The organism is Bacillus sp. Je.9.29.b (genome assembly GCF_051129925.1).
Classification (GTDB): Bacteria; Bacillota; Bacilli; order Bacillales; family Bacillaceae; genus Bacillus; species Bacillus safensis.
The window spans coordinates 537,664-561,486 of sequence record NZ_JBCPSO010000002.1 but is presented as its reverse complement, the minus strand read 5'-3'; the positions used below and the strand labels follow the sequence as shown (position 1 = coordinate 561,486).

Sequence of the window (23,823 nt, the reverse complement as noted above, 5' to 3'; positions counted from 1 at the left end):
TATATTGATTATTATAACAATATCCGAATTCAATTGAAATTAAACAGCCAGTCACCAAAAGAGTTTCGGCAACTGGCTGTTTTATAAAGGTGTTTTGATCCCTGTCTCAAAAACGGGGGTCAGTCCCTAAAGATAAGGGGTTTTTCATTATGCCAATTCTTCTTTCAACCGGTCTGGCAATTGATCGAGGTCCTCAATTTTCCCAAGGAACTTATTTGGGTCCACTTGTAAAATCATTTTGTTTTCTCTCTCCACAACGCCGAAGAAATATTCTGAGGCCTTCGTGTTCATATGAAATGGCTTGATCTCGCTTTGCTCGATATCGATGATATCTTTTGCATCTGAGACAAGACAGCCAATCATTTGATCGTTTACTTCAAATAACAGCACCTTGGACTGCTCGTTCACATCAAGAGGCTTTCCGTGAAGCATCACGCCTGTATCACTGACAGGAATGACCTCTCCTCTTAGTGACATCAGCCCTTTAATTTCTTTTGGAAGGTTCGATACTTCTTGTAAGTAAGGGACCTTCTCAATCGAACGAATATGCTCTACACTGATGCCAAACTCCTCTTGCCCCACCTGAAAAATAATAATCTTTTGCGTGCTCACAGAGTCTCCTGCCTTTACGATGGATTTGTCGTTTCTTCGATAATGGCGAGAACCATTTCAGCTGTTTTGACTAATTCTTCAATCGGCATTTTCTCATTTTTCGTATGAATATCTTCATATCCAACAGCTAGGTTGACAGTTGGGACGCCGTTGCCTGCAATGACGTTTGCATCACTGCCTCCGCCGCTCGTCTGCAGTTCTGAAGGACGGCCAATTTTTGCTGCCGCTTTTTTCGCCACTTCTACGACTTGATCGCCGTGTGAGAATTTGAAGCCTGGATACATGATGTCAATTTGTACATCGGCACTTCCGCCCATTTCTTTAGCGGTTTTTTCAAAGGCTTCTTTCATCTTCGCTACTTGAGCTTCCATTTTTGCTGGTTCTAAAGAGCGTGCTTCCGCCAAAATATCAACTTGGTCGCACACAATATTCGTTTGTGTTCCGCCTTCAAAACGGCCGATATTCGCCGTTGTTTCTTCATCAATCCGGCCAAGCGGCATGCTAGCAATTGCTTTTGATGCAATGGTAATCGCAGACACACCTTTTTCAGGCGCGACACCAGCGTGAGCGGTTTTTCCGTAAATCGTTGCGCGTACTTTTGCCTGTGTTGGTGCAGCTACAATAATCGTACCGACCTTGCCATCTGAATCAAGGGCATAGCCGTATTTCGCTGTCATCAAATTCGGATCTAACGCTTTTGCTCCAACAAGTCCTGATTCCTCGCCTGCTGTGATCACAAATTCAATTGTTCCATGCGGTAAATTTTTCTCTTTCAGTACGCGGATCGCCTCAAACATAGCAGCAAGTCCTGTTTTATCATCAGCACCAAGAATCGTTGTTCCATCTGTTTTCACATAGCCGTCCTCAATGACTGGTTTTACGCCATTCCCTGGTACAACTGTATCCATATGAGAAGTGAAATAAATTGTATCTGCCTCTTGATTCCCTTCTAAAGTACAGACAAGATTGCCTGCACCGTGGCCTGTTGCCGCTTTTGAATCGTCTTCAACCACTTTTAGACCAAGCTGCGAGAATTTTCCTTTTAATACTTCAACAATTTTCTCTTCGTGTTTTGTTTCTGAATCAACCTGAACTAATTCTAAAAATTCGTCTAGTAAGCGTTTTTCATTGATCATGGATGATGCTCCTCCTCTTATAGCGGCATGTTGCCATGCTTTTTTAACGGTCTATCTTCTTCCTTACTGCGAAGCACATCAAATGAGCGGATCAATCGCTCTCTCGTTTCAGTCGGCATGAAAATATCATCTATCAGACCTGCCTGAGCCGCTTTCCATACACTTGGTTTGTTTTCAGACTTGCGCGAAGCAGGATGAACGATTTCGTCTGCGAACGTTTTCCCCATAACATCAATTTCGGCTTCTGGCCATGCATAAACAAAGTCAGCTCCTAAGCCCTTGCTATTCATCGCGACATATGCACCGCCAAACGCCTTTCTTAAAATCACAGTGATTTTTGGAACAGTTGCTTCAGCGTACGCATATAAAAGCTTTGCCCCATGGCGGATAATTCCCGCATGCTCGGCTTTTTCTCCTGGTAAAAAACCAGGAACGTCCACAAGGGTTAAGATCGGAATATGAAACGCATCGCAAAATCGAATAAACCTGGCCGCTTTATCGGCAGCGTCAAGATCAAGGCTGCCTGCCAGCACCTTTGGCTGATTGGCAACAACACCAATGGAGGCTCCTTGTAATCTGGCAAAACCTGTGACAATATTTTTTGAGAAACAAGGCTGCGTTTCAAAGAATGAGTCTGGATCGGTTATCGCTGTCACCACTTGTTTGACATCATAAGTTCGTGAGGGATCCTTTGGCAAAATTCTGCCTGGATCGGCGGTATCATGCTTTCGTGCCCCAGCGTGCATGACATCCTGCTGTTTCGTTTGTATGTACGTTAAAAGAGTTCGAACCGCTTTTAACACGTCCTTCTCATCTTCCCCAGTATAGTGCACATTCCCGCTCGTCTGATGCTGAACACTTGCACCGCCAAGACGGTCAGGACAGACCGTTTCTCCTGTTGCCTTTTCTATTACTTTCGGTCCAGTTAAAAACATATGAGCTGTTTGCTCTGTCATAAAGACAAAATCAGTCAAAGCAGGAGAATAAACTGCTCCTCCAGCACATGAACCTAAAATAACTGATATTTGCGGGATTCGACCAGAGTACAGCACATTCCGTTTAAAAATCTGTCCGTATCCTTCTAATGATACCACACCCTCTTGAATTCTCGCACCACCTGAGTCTTTTAGACCGATGACCGGCATCTGATTTTTAGCTGCCAAATCCATTAAAGAGACAATTTTTTTTGCATGCATTTCGCCTAATGAGCCCCCATATACGGTTGCATCTTGTGCATAAACACAGACAGGCTTACCGTGAATGAGTCCCGTTCCAATGACGACGCCGTCACCAACATGCTCTGACAGACCGCCTGTTGCAAATGACTGAATTTCCATCAAGCTGCCCTCGTCAAGAAGTTCATGCAGCCGCTCTCGAACCGTCAGCTTTCCTTTGCTTCTGTGAGCCGCTGCTCGTTTTTCGCCGCCGCCCATTAACGCTTTATTCCGCCATTCAGACAAGTCATTGAACGATTCATTCATCGCAATATTTCTCTCCTTTCAAGGACCCGCACAATTCAAATAACACACCTGACGTTTCTTTAGGTGAAATAAAGGCAATCTGCTTTCCGCTGGCGCCCATCTGTGCTGTTTTTTGGAGAAGCTGCACGCCAAGGTGATCGAGACGGCTAAGATCCGTTTGAATGTCATCTGACTTTAACGCAATATGATGAAGGCCCTCTCCTCTTTTTGTTAAAAAGGTATGTAGTTTACTGCGGGCTGAGATGGGCTCAATTAATTCAATGTGCAGATTATCAAGTGAAGCGAAGGACGCTTTAATCTCCTGCTCAGGAATCTCTTGTATGTCTGAAAAATGCCAGTTAAATAGCTGATGAAGCGTTTGAGATGTTTCTTTAATAGAAAAGACGGCAATGGCAATATGATCGATTTGGTTCATCCGTTCACTTCCTTTGCTGATCACTTGTCGCATATGAAAAAACCAGATAAAATAAAGACAAGTGCGCTTGTCGCAAAAATCTTCGGTTATAGGGGTGCGATATGTCTCAAAAATTCATGAAATTTATGGTATTGCTTATGATTAGCCTGCTGTTAGTTTCTTCACTTTTAGCAGGAGCAGCAGCCTTTTTATAAGGTTTGAATAAAAGCAGACAAGCAGGTGATTCGCGATATCAACGAATGGCCTGTTTGTCTTTGGCAAGTGTTTCAAAGGAAGCACTTGATTTTGTAATCCATACCTTGGTGCCAATTGGAAGCTGATCAAACAAAAGCTCTACATCTTGATTATGAAGTCTCACACAGCCTGCCGTGATAAATTTCCCAATCGATGTTTCGTCACTCGTTCCATGAATTCCGTAGGTTCTGCCATCTGTTCCTCGTGCATCAAATCCAATCCATCTTCGCCCAAGAGGATTATTCTTCGCACCGCCTTCAATATTCTTTCTTCTGTAATAGGGATCTTTCGCTTTGATCATAATCGTAAATTCACCTTCTGGCGTTAAATCCGCTGTTTTTCCTGTTGAAGCAGGATATACTTTTTGGATTTTTCCTTGATCAATGAAGGCAAGTTCATTCGTTTGTTTATTAATAATGACAAACGGGTCACCTGGAAGCGGGTTTTGTCCAAGCGGCCAGATAGGTGAAAGGGACATGGTCAGTACGGTATAAAATAAAAGACGCATAGGCTCCTCCTTTTTCATTAGATTGACCAATGAAGGAGGAACTCATGCGTCTCTATTCTTTCATCCCTTTAAAATAGCTTTTCAGTACTAAATATTGTTCCATTTCACCAAGGAAATGAAAGAGTGCCGCTCTTGCCTCAAATTCTTCTCTTGTTTGCGGGAGCGGAAGTGCTTCGAACTCTTCTTTCATATCAATGAGACGTCTTAAAAACTTATGCGCTGTGTTCCCTGGGTGAATATGTTCGCGTAAGTCTCTAATGTATTCTGCAATGATTTGTCCATGCTCCGTTGTGACAGAAATCGACGTAATTTTGGGCAGCACACGCTCAATGATTTCAAATTGCTTTTGTCTCATGTTGAAATAATGGTAATACAGGTTTTCATGTCTTAATACATGGTTTTCAACATCACGATATGCAAGAGCTTTCGCTTGTTTGATCAATTGATGTGTCTCTGGTATTTCTTTTCCTGTCCAGTCTTGTTTCCCTGTCATTAAGTATTGCTCGATTTCCTCAAAGATTTTAGCAAAGTTGGCTTCAATCTGTTCGCTGTAGCGTTTGAGTTTTTTATCAACACTTGGCATATAGAGGTTCATAATCAGCGCTACCCCAACACCAATGGTAATCAGCAGCAGTTCATTCCAGATGAGATGCAGGGTAATCCCGCCAGACATGTATAAATGGAGAATGATGACTGAACTTGTGACAATCCCTTCTTTAATTCGAAGCAAAACCGTTGTCGGAATAAAGACAAGCAGCATCAAACCGATCACAAAAGGATGATACCCAATCAGATCGAAAAATAAATAAGAAAATAAAATAGCAAGACTGCATGCTGCAAAGCGGGCTCCCGATGCTAAGAGGGATCTTTTCTTTGTCACCTGAATACACAGGATCGTAATAATCCCGGCAGCTGAATAATTTTGCAAGCCAAGCAATTGTGCAATATAAATAGCGATCGCTGTTCCTAATGCTGTTTTCAGCGTTCGGTAGCCGATTTTAAACATGATGTGATTCACTCTTTTCTGTCTTGTTTCCATTCATTTTTGTGAAATGATGAACTTTTTTTACTTTCCCCATTATAATCAAAAAAAGAAGGAGATGTTAAGTCTCCTTCTCTTATTTCTTTATAATATTTTTTGTAAGAAGTCTTGCGCACGCTGTGAAGACGGTGATTCAAAAAATTGCACAGGGTTTGCATCCTCTACAATTTTCCCATCATCCATAAAGATCACGCGGTCAGCCACTTCTTTTGCAAAGCCCATTTCATGTGTGACGATGACGAGTGTCATTCCAGATTGAGCCAGCTCTTTCATGACTTCTAATACTTCCTTGACCATTTCTGGATCTAGAGCAGACGTTGGTTCGTCAAACAGCATAATGTCTGGTGTCATCGCAAGCGCACGCGCAATCGCCACACGCTGCTTTTGACCGCCGGACAAACGGTTAGGGAAATCATCTTTTTTCTCTAAAAGCCCTACCTTTTTGAGCAGGTCTTCAGCTTGCTTGATACTGTCTTCCTTCGATTGATTCTTCACATTCATTGGCGCATACGTGATATTTTCCAGCACGGTTTTATGCGGGAAGAGATGGAAATGCTGAAACACCATTCCGATGTTCTCACGCACTTTTAGTGCATTCGTTTTTGGATTGGTGATTTCGGTGTCCTTAATTGTAATGACACCAGAAGTCGGCTTTTCAAGTAAATTCATGCAGCGGAGGAACGTCGATTTTCCTGAACCAGATGGTCCAATAACCGCAACAACTTCCCCTTCTTTAATGGTGGTGTCGATCCCCTTTAAAACTTCGTTTTTACCAAAAGATTTTGTGAGTTTCTCTATTTTAATCATTTGATTTTAACTTCCTTTCCACCGATTTGCCGACAAAGGTGAGAACAAGCACGATGACATAATAGATAAGACCCGCAAAAATAAGCGGTTCAAGATAATTATACGTCACGGCCCCTGCTTGATAGGCTCGTCTCATGACATCACCCAGTCCGATGACTGTTACAATCGCTGATTCTTTTGTCAGTGTAATCGTCTCATTCACAAGTGCAGGTGAAATATTTTTAAACGCCTGCGGAAGCAATAAGTCCTTCATCATTTTAGCATAAGGGATGCCTAAAGCAACGGCTGCTTCTTTTTGACCTTTATCAATGGCATTAATACCCGCACGAATAATTTCAGATACGTATGCCGCCGAGTTGAGTGAAAAGGCCGCTACAGCAGCCCAGTATTGGTCGATTTGAAACCCAAGAAGCTGAGGCAGACCAAAATAAATAATGAGCAATTGAAGCACAAGCGGTGTGCCTCGGAAAATTGACGTATAAAAATCTGCAAGCCAAATGAGCGGTTTAAACACACTAATTTTACAAAGCGTTAATAAAATTCCTAAGATAAATCCAAGTAAAAGGGATACCACTACTATAGAAAGCGTGACCTTAAGTCCTTCTAGAATAAAGGGCATCTGAGGTATTACATCTTTAAAATCAAACATGACATTCTCCTTTTTTTTGCCTTCATACAAAACAGGAAAAAAGTTCAACATGAGTTGAACTTTTCAGCGCTTTTCTACTTGATTTTCTGGAATGACGCTGATCCTTTTCCTGACTTACTTTTCATCAGCAAACCATTTTTTAATTAATTTATCAAGTTCGCCATTATCTTTCATTTCTTTTAATGATTTATTAAATTTCGCTGTTAAGTCGCTGTTTTTCTTGAATGCAATGGCTGAACCTTCGTTTGAGCTGTTCAATCCAAATGCTTGGAAGTCTTTTTCCTTTTTCAAGTAACCAGCAGCTACTTTATCTTCAATAATTGCTGCATCAAAACGGCCTGCTTTAATCTCTTGAATGATATCAGAAATTTTATTACGGTCTTCAACTGTTAGGTTATATTTCTTTTGCAGTCCATTTGCTTCATCCTGTTGAATAGAACCTAATTGAACGCCCACTGTTTTGTCTTTTAAATCTTTCTCTGCCTTAATACCGCTAGATTTCTTTGATACAACCAAGTTTTTAGCATTGTAATAAACATCAGAGAAATCAACTTGCTTTTTACGTTTTTCTGTAGGTGTCATTCCTGCAAGGACAATATCAGCTTTGTTTGTTTTGAGGGCTGATACAAGACTAGCAAAGTCCATATCTTGAATTTCTAGCTTGTAGCCGTTCTTTTTCGCTAGTGCTGTTGCAAGATCTACATCAAAACCGACAATTTTATCTCCGTCTTTTGATTCAAATGGCGGATAATCTGCTGATGTTGCCATCACGAGTGTCTTGTCATCTCCTGATGCGTTTGAATTATTAGAAGAAGTTCCGCAAGCTGCGAGTGCAGCTGCAAGACCAGCTGTCATAAGTAATAATAACCACTTTTTCATATGATGATGCCTCCCAGTATTTAAAATCATGTATTGATTTGAATATTTATTCACTATAATGTATTTTAAACACTTTCTTTTTAAGATGCAATAGTATTTTGCTAAAATTATTTTGATTCTATTGTCTTATAAAACAAAAAGCAGACCGATCTAAAGACCGGACTGCTTTATATTTATTCATTCAAAAGTCATATGTTAGATTTCTTCGCAATGCTCATCAAAAGCGGCTTGTAGTTTTGACACAACTTCCATTGGCTCATGCCCTTCAATTTCATGACGCTCGACCATTTTAATGATTTTTCCATCTTTTAATAATGCAAAAGATGGTGAAGATGGCGGAAAGCCTTCAAAGTATTCACGGGCTCTTGCCGTTGCCTCTTTGTCCTGTCCAGCAAACACTGTCAGCAATTGATCTGGACGCTTATCGTAATGAACAGAATAGCCGGCAGCTGGTCTTGCAATACCGCCTGCACAGCCGCATACTGAATTCACCATGACAAGTGCCGTTCCTTTTTTAGTCAGTGCTTCGTCTACTTCTTCAGCTGATGTGAGCTCAGTGTAGCCCGCCTGCTTAATTTCTTCTCTCGCTTGTTTCACAATATCATTCATAAATAAATTAAAATCAATATTCATGTCTGTCCACTCCTTTTGCGTACCAAAACCATTTTAACTCCATCATATCAAGGAAAACGCCTGCGGGCAAATGTGTTGTCTTTTCCTTCGCCCCTTTTTCCGCACATCGTTTATGAGCTGTCAAATTGGGGAAAAGTGATGATAAAGAGATGAAAGGGAGAACTGCGTGATGGCACAATTCAAAAAAGCGATGCTCATTTATAATGGAAATGCTGGACAAAAAAACATGGAAAAAACACTCGGTCAAACAGTGCCTCTTCTTTCTCTACATATTGATGAACTCATTTTGAAACCAACAAAGCAGCCAAATGATGCTTATGATTTCTGCCGTCAAATTGATGAGACGGTGGAGTTGCTCATCATATTAGGCGGAGACGGTACCGTGCATGAATGCATGAACGGCATTGGCGGTTTAGAAAAAAGGCCCGCTGTAGCGATATTACCAGGCGGGACATGCAATGATTTTTCTAGAACACTAGGTATTCCTCAACAAATGCAAAAAGCCGCTCAAATGATTGTAGACGGCAAAGAGAAAAAGGTCGACTTAATCAAAGCAGAAGATCGATACGTGTTAAACTTTTGGGGAATTGGGCTGATCGCAGACACGTCCAACAATATTAATGACAAGGAAAAAGCCGTACTTGGCAAAATCAGCTACTTCACAAGTGCGCTGCGCACCCTGCAGCAAACAGATCCTTTTCACGTACGCATTGAGACAGAAGAGGAAAGCTGGGAAGAGGAAGCTGTCATCGTTCTTGTCATGAATGGACATTTTATCGGTACAAATAAAATTGATTTGCCTCATGCAGCCATAGATGATGGAAAAGCAGAAATCTTAATTTGCAGAAATACGAGTTTCTCTGCTTTAAAAGAAATCTTCTCAATGAACCGGGAAGAGCTGGAGGATTTCACCGGCGACCTGTCTCTCATTCAAGCGTCCAGTATTCATATCCACACAAAAGAGGAAATGGATGCTGATACAGATGGTGAGGTTTATATGACGGCCCCCTCTTCTTTAGAAGTGTTAAAACACCATTTGACCTTTATTGTTCCAGCAGAATAAAAAAACGCCCGACATCATTTTGATTCGGGCGTTTTTTTGATATAGAGTCTGTATAAATATTCAAGTGCATATCCGAGAAGCGTTCCGGCGAGAAGTGATATTCCTAAAAAGCTATTGGCTGCTCCTTTAAACCCGCCGACAATCAGCAGACAGTACACGATTTGAATGATTGAAACGATCGATATGATAAGCAGTAATCGTTCAGGATGATTGCGTGATTTAGAAATGTACCGCAGAAAAGCGAACGCAATCGCTGTGATAAACATGAGACCAATCGTGAGAAAAGCAAAAAAATCTAGTCCAGACATATCATCGCTCCTTTCTCCTAGATGTGGAAATCCCCCTCTCATGCCAGGAGGGGGAAAATGATTGTTTTAATAAACAGATGTCTGCTCGTCGATGCCTTCAAGGATTTGTTTAATTCGTTGAAGGAATCTGCCGCATACAAGACCATCTAGTACTCTGTGATCTAATGAGAGACAAAGATTGACCATGTCTCTTGCCGCAATCATTCCGTTTACGATCATTGGACGCTTCACGATCGATTCTACTTGTAAAATCGCCGCTTGCGGATAATTAATGATTCCCATTGATTGTACCGAACCAAATGATCCCGTGTTGTTGACAGTGAAGGTACCGCCTTCCATATCACTTTGCTTGAGCGTTCCTTGTCTCACCTTAGACGCCAGCTCATGAATTTCTTTGGCAATGCCCTTAATGGTCTTTTCATCCGCATCCTTAATGACTGGAACAAATAGAGCGTCATCTGTAGCGACAGCAATCGAAACATTGATCGCTTTCTTCTGCACAATTTTATCTCCGGCCCACATGCTGTTCATTTCAGGGAATTCCTTTAAGGCCTGAGCCACTGCTTTGACAAAGAACGCAAAGAACGTCAAATTAAATCCTTCTTTTGCTTTAAACTGATCCTTCAGCTGATTTCTTCTTGTCACAAGATTTGTCACATCGACTTCCATCATCGTCCATGCATGCGGAATTTCATGTTTGCTTCTCAGCATATTGGCCGCGATTGCCTGGCGGATCGGCGTGACTGGCAGCTCAACATCACCAGGCATAGAAGGGACGGCAGGTGCCGCTTTTGCTTGAGATGGCTGCACAGGCTCCGGTTGAACGGCTCGTTCATTGACAGGTGCTGCCTTCTCTTTGACGCCGCCGTTTTCAATGAGCTGCAGCAAATCTTTTCTAGTGATTCGGCCGCCTGCTCCTGTACCTTGAACAGCCGCTAAATCAATGCCATGCTCATCTGCTAAACGAAGAACGGCTGGAGAATAACGTTTCTTTTGACTTTGATTCTCATTTGTTTGATCTGCTTCAGGCGCTTCGCTTTGCTCAGGTGCTGCTTCTTCTTTCACACTCTGCTGCTCGCTTCCTTCGACATCTATTTCACAGAACACTTCTCCTACTTGCAGCGTTTCGCCTTCTTCAGCCGATAGCTTTGTAATCGTTCCTGTAAAAGATGACGGGACTTCTGCGTTCACTTTATCCGTCATGACTTCCGCAATCGGATCGTATTTATTCACATGATCGCCAGGTGAAACGAGCCATTTGCTAATGGTTCCTTCTGTTACACTTTCACCCAGCTGAGGCATTTTCATTTGTTCAATTGCCACTTTGAAACCCTCCTCTTTCTTAAAACGCCGCTAGTTCTCTCATTTCAGCTTCTACCTTATCCGGGTTGACCATGAAGAATTTCTCCATTGTCGGCGCATAAGGCATTGCCGGAATATCTGGTCCTGCCAGGCGTTTGATTGGTGCGTCTAAATCAAATAAGCAATGCTCCGAAATGATTGCCGCAACCTCACTCATGATGCTGCCTTCTTTTGTATCTTCCGTTAAAAGAAGCACTTTCCCTGTTTTAGAAGCCGCTTCTATAATCGCTTCCTGATCAAGCGGATACACTGTTCTCAAATCGAGAATATGAGCGGATATGCCGTCTTTTGCAAGGCGGTCTGCTGCTTGCAGCGCAAAATGGACACAAAGGCCATATGTAATGACCGTGATATCATCGCCTTCACGCTTCACATCTGCTTTTCCAATCGGAAGAGTGTAATCCTCTTCAGGCACTTCTCCTTTAATCAGGCGGTATGCACGTTTATGTTCAAAGAACAATACAGGATCTGGATCACGCACTGCAGCCTTTAAAAGACCTTTGACATCATAAGGTGTAGAAGGCATCACAATCTTCAAACCAGGCTGGTTAGCAAAAATAGCTTCGACCGATTGTGAATGATAAAGTGCCCCGTGTACTCCACCCCCGTAAGGTGCGCGGATGACCATTGGACAGCTCCAATCATTATTTGAACGGTATCTAATTTTTGCAGCCTCTGAAATGATTTGGTTGATTGCAGGCATAATGAAATCCGCAAATTGCATTTCTGCAATTGGGCGCATTCCATACATCGCTGCCCCAATACCTACACCCGCAATGGCTGATTCTGCAAGAGGTGTATCCATGACGCGCGCTTCTCCAAATTGCTCGTAAAGACCAGCTGTCGCTTTAAATACGCCGCCTTTTTTCCCGACATCCTCTCCGAGCACAAACACTTTCGGATCTCGCTCCATTTCTTCTTTCATCGCCAGTGTAATGGCGTCTATATATGACATAACAGGCATTTTTCTTCCCCCTTACTCCGCATACACGTAACGAAGTGCGCTTTCTGCCTCAGCATAAGCTGCGTTTTCCGCTTCATCAGTAGCTTCGTTTACGATTTGCATAATTTCTTTTGTCATCTCTTCTTTCATTTCAGAAGTCATGACGTTTCCTTCGATTAAATACGTTTCATATTGGATGAGCGGATCTTTCTTTCTTGCTTCGAGCACTTCTTCTTTTTCTCGATAGCTTGAATCATCGTCATCACTTGAATGCGCAGTTAAACGGTAAGAGATTGTTTCAATCAATGTCGGACCTTCACCTCTAGCCGCACGGTCTCTCGCTTCTTTGACAGCGGCATATACTTCAAGCGGATCATTTCCATCAACAGTTACGCCAGGCATCCCATATCCAACCGCACGATCTGAAATGCGTTCACAGGCTACTTGTTTATCATATGGCACGGAAATCGCATACTTATTGTTTTCACACATGAAAATAACAGGCAGTTTATGCACAGCAGCAAAGTTAGCACCTTCATGGAAATCACCTTGGTTTGATGATCCTTCACCGAACGTGACAAAGCTGACAAAGTTTTTCTGCTCTAATCGTCCAGCAAGGGCAATTCCCACCGCGTGAGGAACCTGCGTTGTGACAGGTGACGACCCAGTCACAATTCGATTTGCTCTTTGCCCAAAATGCCCTGGCATTTGTCTTCCGCCTGAGTTTGGGTCGTCTTGTTTTGCGAAACCAGACATCATTAAATCTTTTGCTGTCATCCCAAAAGCAAGGACAACCCCCATATCACGATAGTAAGGTAAGACGTAATCTTCTTCTCTATTAAGAGCAAATGCAGCGCCGACTTGCTGCGCTTCCTGCCCTTGACAAGAAATGACGAATGGAATTTTCCCAGAACGGTTTAAAAGCCACATCCGTTCATCGATTTTTCTTGCTAGAAGCATTGTTCTGTATATATCAATTGCTTGTTCATCTGATAATCCTAATTCCTGATGACGCATGTTACTCATCATGTTTCCCTCCTTGATTAAAAATGGATCGCCTTCCCGTCAACAGCAAGGGCTGCCTCGCCAATCGCCTCTGATAAGGTCGGATGCGGGTGTATCGTCTGCCCCACTTCCCACGGGGTTGCATCAAGTACTTTGGCTAATCCAGCTTCAGATATCATATCTGTTACATGAGGACCAATCATATGAATTCCTAAAATATCATCTGTCTTTTGATCGGCAATGATTTTGACGAATCCATCAGACTCCCCGTACACAAGCGCTTTTCCAATCGCCATAAATGGAAATTTCCCTATTTTCACTTCAAAGCCCTGCTCTTTTGCCGCCTGTTCAGTGAGTCCAACACTAGCGGTTTCTGGGTGAGAGTAAACACATTTAGATACGAGCGTTTCATCGAGCGGCTTTGGATCTTTCCCAGCCATATGTTCTACAGCAATCATACCTTCGTGAGAAGCGACATGTGCCAGCTGAAGCCCGCCAATGACATCTCCTATTGCGTAAATATGCGATTCTTTCGTTTGATAATGTTCATTCACGACAATGCCTTGTTTTTCGGTTTGGATGTCCGTGTTTTCAAGACCTATGCCTTCGATATTAGGTACTCTGCCGACTGAAAGAAGGAGTTTTTCCGCTTCAAACGTCTGAATGTCTCCATCCTTTTCCGCTTGAATTGTCACGAGATTTTCCTGCTTTTCTACGCTATCTGGCAGTACCTTCGCATTAGTCACAAAAGTGATGCCTTTTTTAGATAATAGCTTTTCCATTTCTTTAGAAATGTCATGATCCTCTGTTGGCAAAATGCGGTCTGCAAACTCAAGCACAGTGACGTTCACACCAAAATCATTGAGCATGGAAGCCCACTCGATTCCGATCACTCCGCCTCCGACAATCAGCATTGACTGCGGAAGCTCTGGCAGTTCAAGTGCATCATCTGAAGTGAGGATGTGTGTTCCATCTGCTTCAAGCCCTGGCAGCACACGCGGTCTTGATCCTGTCGCGATGATAACCTGCTTTGGAATGAGCATTTCATTTTCCTCTCCATTTGCCATTTCTACGGAGATCGTTCCTGGCATTGGCGAAAAGATAGATGGACCAAGAATACGGCCGATCCCTTCATATACATCAATTTTTCCTTGTTTCATTAAATGTTTGACGCCGCCTGCTAGTTTTTCGACAATCTCTGTTTTTCTTTTTTGCACATTGGCAAATTGCAAGGCAATGCCGTCTGCCTCAACACCAAAATCAGCTGCGCGTTTGACGGTTTGATAAACTTCTGCACTTCTGAGTAGCGCTTTAGACGGGATGCAGCCTTTATGAAGACATGTTCCGCCGAGCTTTTCTTTTTCTACAACTGCTGTTTTCAATCCAAGCTGTGAGGCACGGATGGCCGCTACATAGCCGCCTGTGCCTCCACCAAGAATGACGAGGTCATATTCAGTTGCCATGACTTGTCACTCCTTTCTTTTCCTGTTGATCATTTGGGTATTCTTTCGGTGATTCTTCTTCTTTTAAAATACGAAGCGCACCTTCTGCTAACGATTGAAGCTCATTTTCACCTGGATAGACGACAACATCTGAAATCCAGTCAATATAGCCGCGAATACTTGACGTAATTTGTTTGCTGTACGCAAGTCCGCCTGTTAATACAATGACGTCAACTGCTCCTTTTAAGACAGCGCTAGCCGCTCCAATTTCTTTGGCAATCTGATAGCACATTGCTTCATAAATAAGCGCTGCCCGCTCATCACCCGCTTCAATCATGCGTTCCACTTTCACAGCGTCTGTCGTGCCAAGATAGCCCGCAAGCCCGCCTTCACCAATAATGCGTTTGAGCATTTCCTCTTGGGTATACTCACCCGAAAAACAAAGATTCACAAGATCACCTGTCGGCAGGGTTCCCGCGCGCTCAGGGCTGAAAGGACCTTCGCCATGCAGACCGTTATTGACATCGATGACTTTTCCTTTTTCATGAACACCAATAGTGATACCGCCGCCCATATGAGTAATAATCATGTTCAAATCTTCGTAACTTTTTCCAAAAGAAGCCGCTGTTTTTCTTGCGACTGCTTTTTGATTTAATGCATGAAAGATGCTTTTTCTTTCAATCGTTGGCAGCCCTGAAATACGAGCAATTGGTTTTAGTTCATCCACTACAACTGGATCGACAATAAAAGCTGGGATATTCAGGCCAAGTGCAATTTCTCTCGCGATGATTCCGCCGAGATTGGATGCGTGCTGGCCGGCATATCCTTCTTTTAGGTCTTCCACCATTTGCTCATTGACTTCATATGTGCCTCCTTCAATCGGACGAAGGAGACCGCCCCGCGCGCAAACTGCATCAAACTTTGAGATATTCATCCCCTGTTCATGCAGTGTTTTCAAAATGGTTTCTTTACGGAATGAAAATTGATCAATGATATGAGGAAACTGCTTTAATTCCTCATCTGTATGTCTTAGTGTCGTTTCAAAAATAGAACGTTCATTATGAAACACACCAATTTTTGTTGAAGTAGAGCCAGGATTAATCGTGAGAATACGCCATTCTTTTGTCAGCAAAAACAAAACCTCCGTTTCAACTCATTCTTCAAATTAGCGACGGCTTAAAATATGTTGACCATTTTGCAAGAATTGACTTCTTGCTTTGCGCATTCTTTCAATTCTCTCTTCAGCCAATCGGTCTGCCGCTTTATAAGTAGGAATGGCATCACGGTTTGAAATTTCAATCACACGTTCAATATTTTGATAAATGCCTTCGACTTTTTTCATCGCACGATCTGCATTATAGCCATAAAGCTCATCAGCAACGTTAATCACACCGCCTGCATTGATCACATAATCAGGAGCATATACAATCCCCATTTCATGGATAAGGTCACCGTGATGCGTTTCTCTTAGCTGGTTATTTGCTGCACCGGCAATCACCTTTGCTTTTAACTTAGGAATGGTCACATCGTTAATGGTTGCACCAAGTGCGCACGGTGCATAAATATCACATGCTTGATCGTAAATATCGTCAGGGTCGACTGCTTTTGCGCCGAAGTCTTCAACAGCTCGCTTGACAGAGTCTTTGTTGATATCTGTGACAATGAGCTGCGCGCCTTCTTCATGCAGATGTTTACACAGGTTGTAAGCGACATTTCCAACACCTTGGACGGCAATTGTTTTTCCTTCTAATGAATCGGTCCCAAATGCTGCTTTGGCAGCGGCTTTCATCCCTTTGTATACACCGTAAGCAGTGACTGGAGACGGATTTCCGGATGAACCAAATGCAGGAGAAATCCCTGTGACAAAATCTGTTTCTTCATGAATGAGATCCATGTCTTCTACCGTTGTACCGACATCTTCTGCCGTAATATAGCGGCCATTCAGCCCTTGAATGTAACGTCCAAATGCACGGAACATTTCTTCATTTTTGTCTTTTCTCGGATCGCCGATGATGACCGTTTTTCCGCCGCCAAGATTAAGTCCTGCTGCCGCGTTTTTATAAGTCATTCCTCTTGCTAGACGCAGTGCATCCTCAATGGCTGCTTCTTCGTTTTCATACGTCCACATTCTCGTTCCGCCTAGTGCCGGCCCAAGTGTTGTATCATGAATCGCAATAATCGCTTTTAAGCCAGACTGCTCATCCTGACAAAATACAAGCTGTTCATAATCGTATCGTTCCATATATTTAAAAAGTTCCATTGTGTTATTCCTCCTATTACTTCCGCTTAATTTGATGTACAGATGGCAAGCGCAATTGAATAAAGCTTACTTTCGGCTGAATCAGACCGGCTTGTTAAAGCAATCGGCGCCTTCGCTCCTGCCACCACAGCTCCCACCTTTGCATGTGCAAAGTAGATGAGAGATTTATAAAGAATGTTCCCTGCCTCAATTGTTGGCACAAGCAAAATATCTGCATGGCCGGCTACATCACTCGTAATATTTTTATGAGAAGCTGCCGTTTGAGAAATGGCATTGTCTAAAGCAAGAGGCCCATCAATCAGGCAGCCAGAAATTTGCCCCCGCCGATTCATTTGCGCAAGACTTGCCGCAGTCAAAGTTGAATCCATTGCCGGATTCACGACCTCCACCGCAGAGAGCACTGCAACCTTTGGCATGTCGTTTCCGACAGCTTGTGCTACTTGAACAGAGTTGATCGTAATCTCTTTCAGCATATTTAAATCGGGCGCGATGTTCATCGCAGAATCCGTGACATAAATAAAGCGGTCAAAGCCCGGTACTTCAAATGCCGCGACATGTGATAGGACACTTGCCGTCCTGAGCCCATATTCTTTATTCAATACCGCTTTTAAAAGAACGGCTGTCGGGACATGCCCCTTCATCAAAATATCTGCATGCTTCTCGCTCACTGCCTGAACGGCAATTTTGGCAGATTCTTCGGGAGAATCAGAATGAATAATATCTATCCAGTCCTCATTGATTTCATGCTGCTTCACTAGCTCCTTCAGGTTGCGTTTGTTCCCAACCAGGAGAAAGCGAGCGACCTTTCGCTTAATTGCCATCTTGATGGCATGAAGCACTTCTTCATCTTCTGCATGAGCCACAGCCGCCGTTTTATTCTGCAGCTGGGCGGCTTTCATAATCAGATCGTCAAGCTTCATATATGCCCACCTTTCCTTGTGCTCGGTTCATGTTTTATATGCAAGTTCCGTGCCAGTTTGAAATGCAGTGAATATGAGGCAATTCGCATGACATTCGTGCAATCTTTTGCAGGTTACATGCATTTTATTGCATGCTATCTTTTGCAAGTTGATATTTGTCCATTTTATAGTAAAGGTTCCGAATGCTGATCCCTAACGTTTTCGCTGTTTTCGTGCGATTGAATTGATGCTTTTCAAGGGTTTGTTTAATCAGCTGCGCTTCAAATGCCTCAACAGCATCCGAAAGTGTCTCTCCCTCAAATTGACTGACAGTCAGTTCCTGTTGCTCTTTTTCTTCCTGATCTTCTGACTCCATGAAAGAAATATGGTCTTCATCAATCCATTCTTCTTGCGGGTTCAAAAAGATCATGGCTCGTCCAAGTACATTTTCAAGCTCTCTTACGTTTCCTGGCCACTTGTATGATCGCAGTCTATTAAGTGCCTGTTCCGTTAACCCGCTCACGTTCCGTCCATAGTCTAAATTGATCTTTTGGATGAGACGTTTACTTAACGAGTCAATATCCTCAAGGCGCTGCCTTAGCGGCGGGATGGAGATCGGGTATCTGTTCATTCGATAATATAAATCTTCTCTGAACTTTCCTTCCGCCATCGCTTTTTCAATATTGACATTTGTCGCCGTGATCACACGAACATCGACCGGTATAGCCTTTGTTCCGCCTACTCTTACTATTTCTTTCTCCTGCATCACACGAAGCAGCTTCGCCTGTGTACTTGGCGTCATTTCACCAATTTCATCTAAAAAAATGCTGCCTTGATTCGCCTCTTCAAACAGCCCTTTTTTCCCGCCCCGCCTTGCACCAGAGAACGCTCCTTCTTCATAGCCAAAAAGCTCTGACTCTAAAAGGGTCTCAGATAAGGCCGCACAGTTGACCCGTACAAAGCGATTATATTTCCGGTCACTTTCATTGTGAATGGCGTGCGCAAACAGCTCTTTTCCAGTACCTGATTCTCCCCGGAGTAAAATCGTGGCTGGCGTTTTCGCGCCTAGCTTTGCCTGCTCAAGCGCCACAAGCATTTGCTCACTTTCTCCAATGATGTCTTCAAAAGTGTACTTTGCTTCAAGTGTCCGGATGAGCTGCCTTGCTTTATTTAATTCATTCGTGAGTGATTGAATTTCTGAAACGTCATGAATGACCCCGACACTGCCTTTTAAAATGCCATCAACGATGACTGGCGCTACGTTGACAATCACATCTTTTTTATTCGGTCCGACTTTCATTCTGACGCCTCGAACGGGTCTCCTTGTTTCAAGTACCTTCAAATGCATGCTTTCTCCTTCAGAAATATCTGCACCTGCTGGTTTCCCCACAACTTCTTTATCTGTTAATCCAGTCATTTTCGTATATGCCCGGTTGATTAAGATCCCTTTTCCCTGCTCATCAACAACTGATATGGCTTCATCCGACGATTGAATGATCGCCTCCAGCATCGTTCGTACTTCTTTAAGATTGGTCACTTCCTCCGCAAGCTCAACGGCATCTGTAATATCTTTAAAGATGGATAAAGCACCTAGCATTCTCCCCGCGTCATCAATAATTGGCAAACGCGTTGTCACAATTTGTATTTGCTGATTCAGAAATTGTTTTTGATTAAATTCTGGCTCTCTCGATCTTAAAATGTCGGGAAGCTTTGTATTTGGGATCACTTCTCGTATATGACGGCCAATCGCATCTTTTTGCGAACATCCAACCATTTTGGCCGCTGATCGATTAAACAGGACAACTTCTTCATCCATGTTTATAAAAATCATCCCGTCGTTCGTTGCATTAAAAATGCGGTCATGCTTATAGGTTTGTTCCTTTAATATTTGGATCAGCTGCTGTTTTTCTGACATTAATTCTGATATAACGTAAGCCATTGAACTTGGCACAATGACTGCGTGCTCTGGCTTTTTTTCAATCAGTTCTTTCAGCACTGCTGAACTGCCTGTTGTTTCAATGATGATATCAATGTCATCTTTTATGTATTCTTTCCAATCCGTTGTCGTATCAATTCCATTCTTTTTCGCTTCTACCATCCCCGGTGCCTCATGATCAAGGTCGGCGATCGCAATGATTTGAATCGTATTTGTTTTCAGCAATGTTTCCAGCAATGCTGATCCACCTTGTCCTGCACCGACAATCAAGACTCTCTGCATCCCGTTACCCCTTTATATGAAAAAATTTGCACACCATATTTTTCCGTTGCAAAAAATTGCACAACTCTTATATTACCACGTTTTCCTTTCTTGACAAAATATTTTTTGAATTAGACAATGGAAGTAAATGACGTTTAAGGGGACATTTGATGGGGAGAATACTTGCACTAGTGATTATTTTAATACCTGGCGCGCTTGCAGCACTTGGGATTAAGCTGCTGCGTGACACTGTTTTCGGCATCATCATTGCACCATTTCCATATTTATGGCTGCAAGGAATTGCAGGGTTATTATTTTTAGGGGGAGGTCTTTATGTAGTGGCTGGCTTTATTTTATATAGAGACCGTAAACGAAATAAAGTGACTGCTCGCTTTAAGCAGAGATAAAACGTGAAAAAAGACCCGCTGATTTAGAGCAGGTCTTTATTTCATTTCTTCTCTTATTTTCACGGCTCGGTCAGGAAAATCAGTAAAAATGCCATCGACACCTAAGGAAAACATGTTTTTCATTTGATTTTCACTATTTACTGTAAACGGCCTGATCACTTGCTGAGATGCATGGAGAGCCGCCACAACCTCTTTGGTCACGCCGGCACCCTTGATATTTGGATGGTAGCCCCTTGCTGGTACTGTTTTTATATACATCTCCGGCTGATGAATCACATCCATTGTGAGAACAGCAAGTTCAACATGCGGCATCAGTTTGTGAAAAAGAGCTAAACTGCCGTGATGAAACGATGAAACAAGTACACGGTCTTCTATTTGAAAATGCTCGATTTGTTTTTTTACTTTCTCTTCGATACCCGGATATCGATAAATGGAGTTTTTTAGTTCAATATTGATGATGAGTGATGATTGCTGCGCTACTAGCTCTAATACTTCCTCTAAAAGAGGAATGGATACAGCACCGGTTTCTTCGTAGAAAGAATGACTCGCATCTCCTGCTTTTAATTCTTCATATGTATGGTCTTTCACTAAACCTTTCATATTCGTTGTTCTGTTCAGTTTCTCATCGTGAATGACAGCAAGTCTGCCGTCTTTCGTCAGCTGAACATCCAGCTCAATTCCGTCAGCTCCCGAATGGAGTGCATGCTCGAAGGCTATCATGGTGTTTTCAGGATAAATGCCTTTAAAGCCTCTGTGTGCAAAAATTTTCGTCATAGGTCACCTCTAAATATGATGCTTCCTTACATTATGACGTGTCTTTTTTCGTTTTTCCAGTTTTGAGCGCATAAAAAAAACCTCTTCTGATTCATACGAAGAGGTTGACAGATAAATTCGATCACGTAATCGCTCTGATGGCTTGCTCTGTCGTCTCTGCGTCAAGAGCAAAAAGGGAAGAAACAACTGCGACTGCTGTAACAACGGTTACACCTAACAACAACTTTTTCATAAGATAACCTCCACTTTCTTTTGAAGTATTTGTGCATCGAATTTCTTTTCAAGAAAACGAATGGCATTTTGATAATCATTTCGTTCCTTGAAGTATTTCGATATTTGTTCAGACAAATCCTCAAGCTCCACATATAATCTATTTTTTTCTATGTAGTCTAATTTTTCAGAGAATACGTCTGCTGCCCCACTATTCTCGCACATCAAATCCAAAATTTCAAATTTTACTATATATTCATTATTTTGGATATCACAACTATACAAAATACCCTCTTTAATATATTCCCTCGCCTCTTGATCTCCTAGATGAACCAAGGCATTCGCCAGAACATATAAAGATTGGATGTAATAATGGCTATTGTCACGGTGAATTTGAATGCCCATCCCTTTTTTGGCATAATGTGCGCTTTTTTCATAATCATGCTTTGCATAATAAAGAACCGCTAAATTGTGATAGCATTTCCCAATCAGCACTTCATTGTTAATGCGCTTACTTTTCTCAAGTGCTTCTTTATACTTTTTCTCTGCTTCATCGAATTGGAACAAATCAATACAATTACTTGCATGTAAAATTAAGCTGTCAATCGCCTGCGCTGTGTACTCTTCATGCGCTTTGAATGTATCGATGGCTTTTTTAATATGATTAATGGATATGAAATTTTGTTTTAGTTCGTAATAGATCGAAGCAACCTTATGGTGAAAAGTTCCTACTTCCAGGTCTTCATTCACACGTTTTAGCCGCTGTTCTGCAATTTTGTAAAAGCTAATGGCTTCATCATACTTTTTCACATATGCAGCATATTGGCCTTTGTAAAAGTAAAAATAAAAATTAATAATGTCATCTGCCTTCTCATCGAGCGTTCCGACACTTTTCATAATTTGATTGGCTTTTTCAATATTTCCAAGTAACATTTCATGTCTGCCGTCAACAAGCTGATAATAAAGGAGAACTTCACGGTCTTCATCTGTATTTTTTAGCAAATTCTGAATTTTCTCTTTATAGATAGCAGATTTTTCTAAGTCATTCTGAGAAATGACCCTCGTCCACTTGCTAATTTCGTTCGCTACCTCAGCAGAGTGGATTTTCAGCTTTCCCATAACCTCACCCTCTTCTTTTCATTATTATAGCATAGTAAAAGAATGTGAAAATTATTAAATTCGACAATGGGAATATTCAGTTCAAATGGCACAATCTCTAAGAAGCCAGTGACTTTAAAACGCCAACCAATCAGGTCAATAGAAATAGAACTTTCGATCTCGTTTGCTTTAATTACCAAATCCATGAGACCTTTTCCTCTCATCCTTTTCTTACGAATGAGCGTTTTCTTCTTCTATTTTGAAGACTTCATGATCGATTGGCGTAGCTGATTACCACTACTTTATGTCTTTTTTATTTTTTTCATGCTTTATTTTTCATTTTATTCTGAAAATAAAGCAGCCCGTTTGTCCAATTTAAACATTAAGATGATTTTATCAACCTAACCAATTTTTGACAACATGTTTCAAAATAAAAAAACGTCTCAATGAAGAAACGTTTTTTCATGAAAAAGATACTAGCTTGCTCTATGCTCTAATCGCAAACGATCAGCTACCATGGCAATAAATTCTGAATTGGTTGGTTTCGCTTTTGACATGCTGACAGTATAACCAAAGAGTGAGGAAATGGAATCAATGTTTCCTCTGCTCCAAGCGACTTCAATGGCATGACGAATCGCTCGTTCTACCCTGCTGGCAGTCGTGTTAAATTTCTTTGCAATGTCTGGGTACAACACTTTAGTAATGCTTCCGAGAAGCTCAATGTCATTGTACACCATAGAAATCGCTTCTCTTAAGTATAAATAGCCTTTAATATGAGCGGGCACGCCAATCTCATGAATAATGGTCGTAATGCTCGCATCTAAGTTTTTACGTTTCGGTTCAGGTTTGTTACGAAGAACACTGTTTTGGATTGATGAAGAGCGATGGGTAACTTGTGTGCCGTTTCCACTGACTTGACGAATATGACCGACTAGGTTTTCCATATCAAATGGCTTTAAAATGAAATAGGATGCGCCCAAATCAACTGCTTTTTTCGTGACATCTTCTTGTCCAAATGCCGTTAGCATAATCACACTTGGCTGTTTTGTCATTTCATTGTTTTCACGGAGGCGTTCTAGTACAGCAAGACCGTCTAAATGAGGCATAATAATGTCTAAGAGGAGAACGTCGGGCTCTTTATCTTTAAATAATGTCAGGCATTCCTGACCATTATACGCCACGCCAAGTACTTCCATATCTTCCTGTCCCTCAATGTACTCTGTCAAAAGGCCAACAAGCTCTCGATTGTCATCAGCTACACACACTTTAATTTTCTCCACGTTCTTTCCTCCCCAATGTCGATTCCTTTAGTCTTTTGCATTTCTCTTCTGAGTGTTCAATTCGACAAAACCATGCTATCACCTTTAAAAAACTTTAATTTTCCGAATAATAGAGCATTATCTAGCTTTTTCTACGTTTTTCTTAACGAATCGACGATTATTGCAATTTGACAACAAGC

Annotated in this window: 26 protein-coding genes; 4 read left to right on the top strand and 22 right to left on the bottom strand. The window is 42.0% G+C overall.

All coding sequences use genetic code 11. The annotated features are described in order from the left end of the window. Positions 1 to 3: 3 nt before the first annotated feature. Positions 4 to 87 (top strand): IS3 family transposase, encoded by an 84-nt coding sequence (locus AAZR19_RS06225; protein WP_434702602.1) that lies wholly within the window; start codon positions 4 to 6, stop codon positions 85 to 87. A 60-nt stretch (positions 88 to 147) separates the two neighbouring features. Here the strand turns inward: AAZR19_RS06225 and AAZR19_RS06220 are convergent, their stop codons facing one another. The 4 genes from AAZR19_RS06220 to mce are packed head-to-tail and all read right to left on the bottom strand — an operon-like array spanning position 148 to position 3,644. Further along, complete coding sequence (locus tag AAZR19_RS06220) at positions 148 to 612, bottom strand: chemotaxis protein CheW (RefSeq protein ID WP_024422912.1); 465 nt, start codon at positions 610 to 612, stop codon at positions 148 to 150. A 14-nt stretch (positions 613 to 626) separates the two neighbouring features. Continuing rightward, positions 627 to 1,748: a M20/M25/M40 family metallo-hydrolase gene (locus AAZR19_RS06215; protein ID WP_041106803.1), complete on the bottom strand. Its 1,122-nt coding sequence runs from the start codon at positions 1,746 to 1,748 to the stop codon at positions 627 to 629. A gap of 17 nt (positions 1,749 to 1,765) precedes the next feature. Further along, positions 1,766 to 3,229 (bottom strand): acyl-CoA carboxylase subunit beta, encoded by a 1,464-nt coding sequence (locus tag AAZR19_RS06210; protein ID WP_080769498.1) that lies wholly within the window; start codon positions 3,227 to 3,229, stop codon positions 1,766 to 1,768. Further along, positions 3,222 to 3,644 carry a methylmalonyl-CoA epimerase gene (gene mce, locus AAZR19_RS06205; protein WP_041106807.1) on the bottom strand — a complete coding sequence of 141 codons (423 nt, stop codon included), beginning with the start codon at positions 3,642 to 3,644 and terminating at the stop codon, positions 3,222 to 3,224. The genes AAZR19_RS06210 and mce overlap by 8 nt, the downstream gene beginning before the upstream one ends. Before the next feature lie 101 nt (positions 3,645 to 3,745). On the opposite strand from mce, the gene prli42 reads away from it, so the two are divergent. Beyond that, positions 3,746 to 3,838 (top strand): stressosome-associated protein Prli42, encoded by a 93-nt coding sequence (gene prli42, locus AAZR19_RS06200; RefSeq protein WP_149126490.1) that lies wholly within the window; start codon positions 3,746 to 3,748, stop codon positions 3,836 to 3,838. Positions 3,839 to 3,876: 38 nt separating this feature from the next. Here prli42 and AAZR19_RS06195 read toward each other — a convergent pair whose 3' ends face one another. The 6 genes from AAZR19_RS06195 to AAZR19_RS06170 all read right to left on the bottom strand — a co-directional run bounded on the left by AAZR19_RS06195 (position 3,877) and on the right by AAZR19_RS06170 (position 8,396). Beyond that, on the bottom strand, positions 3,877 to 4,386 hold the full coding sequence (locus AAZR19_RS06195) for a L,D-transpeptidase (protein WP_041106809.1): 510 nt from the start codon (positions 4,384 to 4,386) through the stop codon (positions 3,877 to 3,879). Positions 4,387 to 4,438: 52 nt separating this feature from the next. Beyond that, positions 4,439 to 5,392, bottom strand: coding sequence for an aromatic acid exporter family protein (locus AAZR19_RS06190; RefSeq protein WP_041106811.1), 954 nt, complete (start codon positions 5,390 to 5,392; stop codon positions 4,439 to 4,441). 120 nt (positions 5,393 to 5,512) lie between these two features. Continuing rightward, positions 5,513 to 6,235: an amino acid ABC transporter ATP-binding protein gene (locus tag AAZR19_RS06185; RefSeq protein WP_041106813.1), complete on the bottom strand. Its 723-nt coding sequence runs from the start codon at positions 6,233 to 6,235 to the stop codon at positions 5,513 to 5,515. Beyond that, a complete protein-coding gene (locus AAZR19_RS06180) occupies positions 6,228 to 6,884 on the bottom strand; it encodes an amino acid ABC transporter permease (protein ID WP_024422919.1) in 657 nt (218 codons plus the stop codon). Before AAZR19_RS06180 ends, AAZR19_RS06185 begins: the two co-directional genes overlap by 8 nt. 114 nt (positions 6,885 to 6,998) lie before the next feature. Next, positions 6,999 to 7,763 (bottom strand): transporter substrate-binding domain-containing protein, encoded by a 765-nt coding sequence (locus AAZR19_RS06175; RefSeq protein ID WP_024422920.1) that lies wholly within the window; start codon positions 7,761 to 7,763, stop codon positions 6,999 to 7,001. A 195-nt stretch (positions 7,764 to 7,958) separates the two neighbouring features. Continuing rightward, positions 7,959 to 8,396, bottom strand: coding sequence for a BrxA/BrxB family bacilliredoxin (locus tag AAZR19_RS06170; protein WP_024428021.1), 438 nt, complete (start codon positions 8,394 to 8,396; stop codon positions 7,959 to 7,961). A gap of 169 nt (positions 8,397 to 8,565) precedes the next feature. Here AAZR19_RS06170 and AAZR19_RS06165 point away from each other — a divergent pair, with 169 nt between their 5' ends. Further along, the gene (locus AAZR19_RS06165; RefSeq protein ID WP_034280279.1) at positions 8,566 to 9,459 is read left to right on the top strand and encodes a YegS/Rv2252/BmrU family lipid kinase; all 894 of its coding nucleotides are present in this window, start codon (positions 8,566 to 8,568) and stop codon (positions 9,457 to 9,459) included. A 14-nt stretch (positions 9,460 to 9,473) separates the two neighbouring features. Here AAZR19_RS06165 and AAZR19_RS06160 read toward each other — a convergent pair whose 3' ends face one another. From AAZR19_RS06160 to AAZR19_RS06120, 9 genes are all read right to left on the bottom strand, one after another. Beyond that, the gene (locus tag AAZR19_RS06160) at positions 9,474 to 9,767 is read right to left on the bottom strand and encodes a YesK-like family protein (protein ID WP_326349569.1); all 294 of its coding nucleotides are present in this window, start codon (positions 9,765 to 9,767) and stop codon (positions 9,474 to 9,476) included. A 66-nt stretch (positions 9,768 to 9,833) separates the two neighbouring features. Continuing rightward, positions 9,834 to 11,090 carry a dihydrolipoamide acetyltransferase family protein gene (locus AAZR19_RS06155; RefSeq protein WP_326149303.1) on the bottom strand — a complete coding sequence of 419 codons (1,257 nt, stop codon included), beginning with the start codon at positions 11,088 to 11,090 and terminating at the stop codon, positions 9,834 to 9,836. A 19-nt stretch (positions 11,091 to 11,109) separates the two neighbouring features. After that, positions 11,110 to 12,093, bottom strand: a complete 984-nt coding sequence (locus AAZR19_RS06150) for an alpha-ketoacid dehydrogenase subunit beta (RefSeq protein ID WP_024422925.1) — start codon at positions 12,091 to 12,093, stop codon at positions 11,110 to 11,112. 12 nt (positions 12,094 to 12,105) lie between these two features. Further along, positions 12,106 to 13,098 carry a thiamine pyrophosphate-dependent dehydrogenase E1 component subunit alpha gene (locus tag AAZR19_RS06145; protein WP_041106816.1) on the bottom strand — a complete coding sequence of 331 codons (993 nt, stop codon included), beginning with the start codon at positions 13,096 to 13,098 and terminating at the stop codon, positions 12,106 to 12,108. Between the two features lie 17 nt (positions 13,099 to 13,115). Further along, positions 13,116 to 14,540, bottom strand: coding sequence for a dihydrolipoyl dehydrogenase (gene lpdA / locus AAZR19_RS06140; RefSeq protein ID WP_087975823.1), 1,425 nt, complete (start codon positions 14,538 to 14,540; stop codon positions 13,116 to 13,118). After that, positions 14,530 to 15,651 (bottom strand): butyrate kinase, encoded by a 1,122-nt coding sequence (buk, locus tag AAZR19_RS06135; RefSeq protein WP_070326509.1) that lies wholly within the window; start codon positions 15,649 to 15,651, stop codon positions 14,530 to 14,532. Before buk ends, lpdA begins: the two co-directional genes overlap by 11 nt. Before the next feature lie 33 nt (positions 15,652 to 15,684). Beyond that, on the bottom strand, positions 15,685 to 16,779 hold the full coding sequence (gene bcd / locus AAZR19_RS06130) for a branched-chain amino acid dehydrogenase (RefSeq protein ID WP_326349568.1): 1,095 nt from the start codon (positions 16,777 to 16,779) through the stop codon (positions 15,685 to 15,687). Between the two features lie 26 nt (positions 16,780 to 16,805). Then, on the bottom strand, positions 16,806 to 17,699 hold the full coding sequence (yqiS, locus tag AAZR19_RS06125) for a phosphate butyryltransferase (protein ID WP_041106819.1): 894 nt from the start codon (positions 17,697 to 17,699) through the stop codon (positions 16,806 to 16,808). A gap of 124 nt (positions 17,700 to 17,823) precedes the next feature. Beyond that, complete coding sequence (locus AAZR19_RS06120; RefSeq protein WP_218677568.1) at positions 17,824 to 19,896, bottom strand: sigma-54 interaction domain-containing protein; 2,073 nt, start codon at positions 19,894 to 19,896, stop codon at positions 17,824 to 17,826. 149 nt (positions 19,897 to 20,045) lie between these two features. On the opposite strand from AAZR19_RS06120, the gene AAZR19_RS06115 reads away from it, so the two are divergent. Beyond that, complete coding sequence (locus AAZR19_RS06115) at positions 20,046 to 20,282, top strand: DUF2627 domain-containing protein (protein ID WP_024422931.1); 237 nt, start codon at positions 20,046 to 20,048, stop codon at positions 20,280 to 20,282. 36 nt (positions 20,283 to 20,318) lie between these two features. On the opposite strand, the gene AAZR19_RS06110 is transcribed toward AAZR19_RS06115, so the two are convergent. The 3 genes from AAZR19_RS06110 to spo0A form a co-directional block, all read right to left on the bottom strand. Continuing rightward, entirely contained in the window at positions 20,319 to 21,056 is a 738-nt protein-coding gene (locus AAZR19_RS06110) for a glycerophosphodiester phosphodiesterase (protein WP_434702582.1), read from the bottom strand. A 228-nt stretch (positions 21,057 to 21,284) separates the two neighbouring features. Next, entirely contained in the window at positions 21,285 to 22,385 is a 1,101-nt protein-coding gene (locus AAZR19_RS06105) for a Rap family tetratricopeptide repeat protein (RefSeq protein WP_326349565.1), read from the bottom strand. Positions 22,386 to 22,840: 455 nt separating this feature from the next. Continuing rightward, positions 22,841 to 23,644 (bottom strand): sporulation transcription factor Spo0A, encoded by an 804-nt coding sequence (gene spo0A, locus AAZR19_RS06100; RefSeq protein ID WP_024422935.1) that lies wholly within the window; start codon positions 23,642 to 23,644, stop codon positions 22,841 to 22,843. Positions 23,645 to 23,823 lie beyond the last annotated feature (179 nt).

Excerpts from the sequence above, each read along its gene's own strand:
- AAZR19_RS06215 (WP_041106803.1), bottom strand. The coding sequence starts at position 1,748 with ATGATCAATGAAAAACGCTTACTAGACGAATTTTTAGAATTAGTTCAG.
- AAZR19_RS06210 (WP_080769498.1), bottom strand. The coding sequence starts at position 3,229 with ATGAATGAATCGTTCAATGACTTGTCTGAATGGCGGAATAAAGCGTTA.
- mce (WP_041106807.1), bottom strand. The coding sequence starts at position 3,644 with ATGAACCAAATCGATCATATTGCCATTGCCGTCTTTTCTATTAAAGAA.
- prli42 (WP_149126490.1), top strand. The coding sequence starts at position 3,746 with ATGTCTCAAAAATTCATGAAATTTATGGTATTGCTTATGATTAGCCTG.
- AAZR19_RS06195 (WP_041106809.1), bottom strand. The coding sequence starts at position 4,386 with ATGCGTCTTTTATTTTATACCGTACTGACCATGTCCCTTTCACCTATC.
- AAZR19_RS06190 (WP_041106811.1), bottom strand. The coding sequence starts at position 5,392 with ATGTTTAAAATCGGCTACCGAACGCTGAAAACAGCATTAGGAACAGCG.
- AAZR19_RS06185 (WP_041106813.1), bottom strand. The coding sequence starts at position 6,235 with ATGATTAAAATAGAGAAACTCACAAAATCTTTTGGTAAAAACGAAGTT.
- AAZR19_RS06180 (WP_024422919.1), bottom strand. The coding sequence starts at position 6,884 with ATGTTTGATTTTAAAGATGTAATACCTCAGATGCCCTTTATTCTAGAA.
- AAZR19_RS06175 (WP_024422920.1), bottom strand. The coding sequence starts at position 7,763 with ATGAAAAAGTGGTTATTATTACTTATGACAGCTGGTCTTGCAGCTGCA.
- AAZR19_RS06170 (WP_024428021.1), bottom strand. The coding sequence starts at position 8,396 with ATGAATATTGATTTTAATTTATTTATGAATGATATTGTGAAACAAGCG.
- AAZR19_RS06165 (WP_034280279.1), top strand. The coding sequence starts at position 8,566 with ATGGCACAATTCAAAAAAGCGATGCTCATTTATAATGGAAATGCTGGA.
- AAZR19_RS06160 (WP_326349569.1), bottom strand. The coding sequence starts at position 9,767 with ATGTCTGGACTAGATTTTTTTGCTTTTCTCACGATTGGTCTCATGTTT.
- AAZR19_RS06150 (WP_024422925.1), bottom strand. The coding sequence starts at position 12,093 with ATGCCTGTTATGTCATATATAGACGCCATTACACTGGCGATGAAAGAA.
- AAZR19_RS06145 (WP_041106816.1), bottom strand. The coding sequence starts at position 13,098 with ATGAGTAACATGCGTCATCAGGAATTAGGATTATCAGATGAACAAGCA.
- lpdA (WP_087975823.1), bottom strand. The coding sequence starts at position 14,540 with ATGGCAACTGAATATGACCTCGTCATTCTTGGTGGAGGCACAGGCGGC.
- bcd (WP_326349568.1), bottom strand. The coding sequence starts at position 16,779 with ATGGAACTTTTTAAATATATGGAACGATACGATTATGAACAGCTTGTA.
- yqiS (WP_041106819.1), bottom strand. The coding sequence starts at position 17,699 with ATGAAGCTTGACGATCTGATTATGAAAGCCGCCCAGCTGCAGAATAAA.
- AAZR19_RS06120 (WP_218677568.1), bottom strand. The coding sequence starts at position 19,896 with ATGCAGAGAGTCTTGATTGTCGGTGCAGGACAAGGTGGATCAGCATTG.
- AAZR19_RS06115 (WP_024422931.1), top strand. The coding sequence starts at position 20,046 with ATGGGGAGAATACTTGCACTAGTGATTATTTTAATACCTGGCGCGCTT.
- AAZR19_RS06110 (WP_434702582.1), bottom strand. The coding sequence starts at position 21,056 with ATGACGAAAATTTTTGCACACAGAGGCTTTAAAGGCATTTATCCTGAA.
- AAZR19_RS06105 (WP_326349565.1), bottom strand. The coding sequence starts at position 22,385 with ATGGGAAAGCTGAAAATCCACTCTGCTGAGGTAGCGAACGAAATTAGC.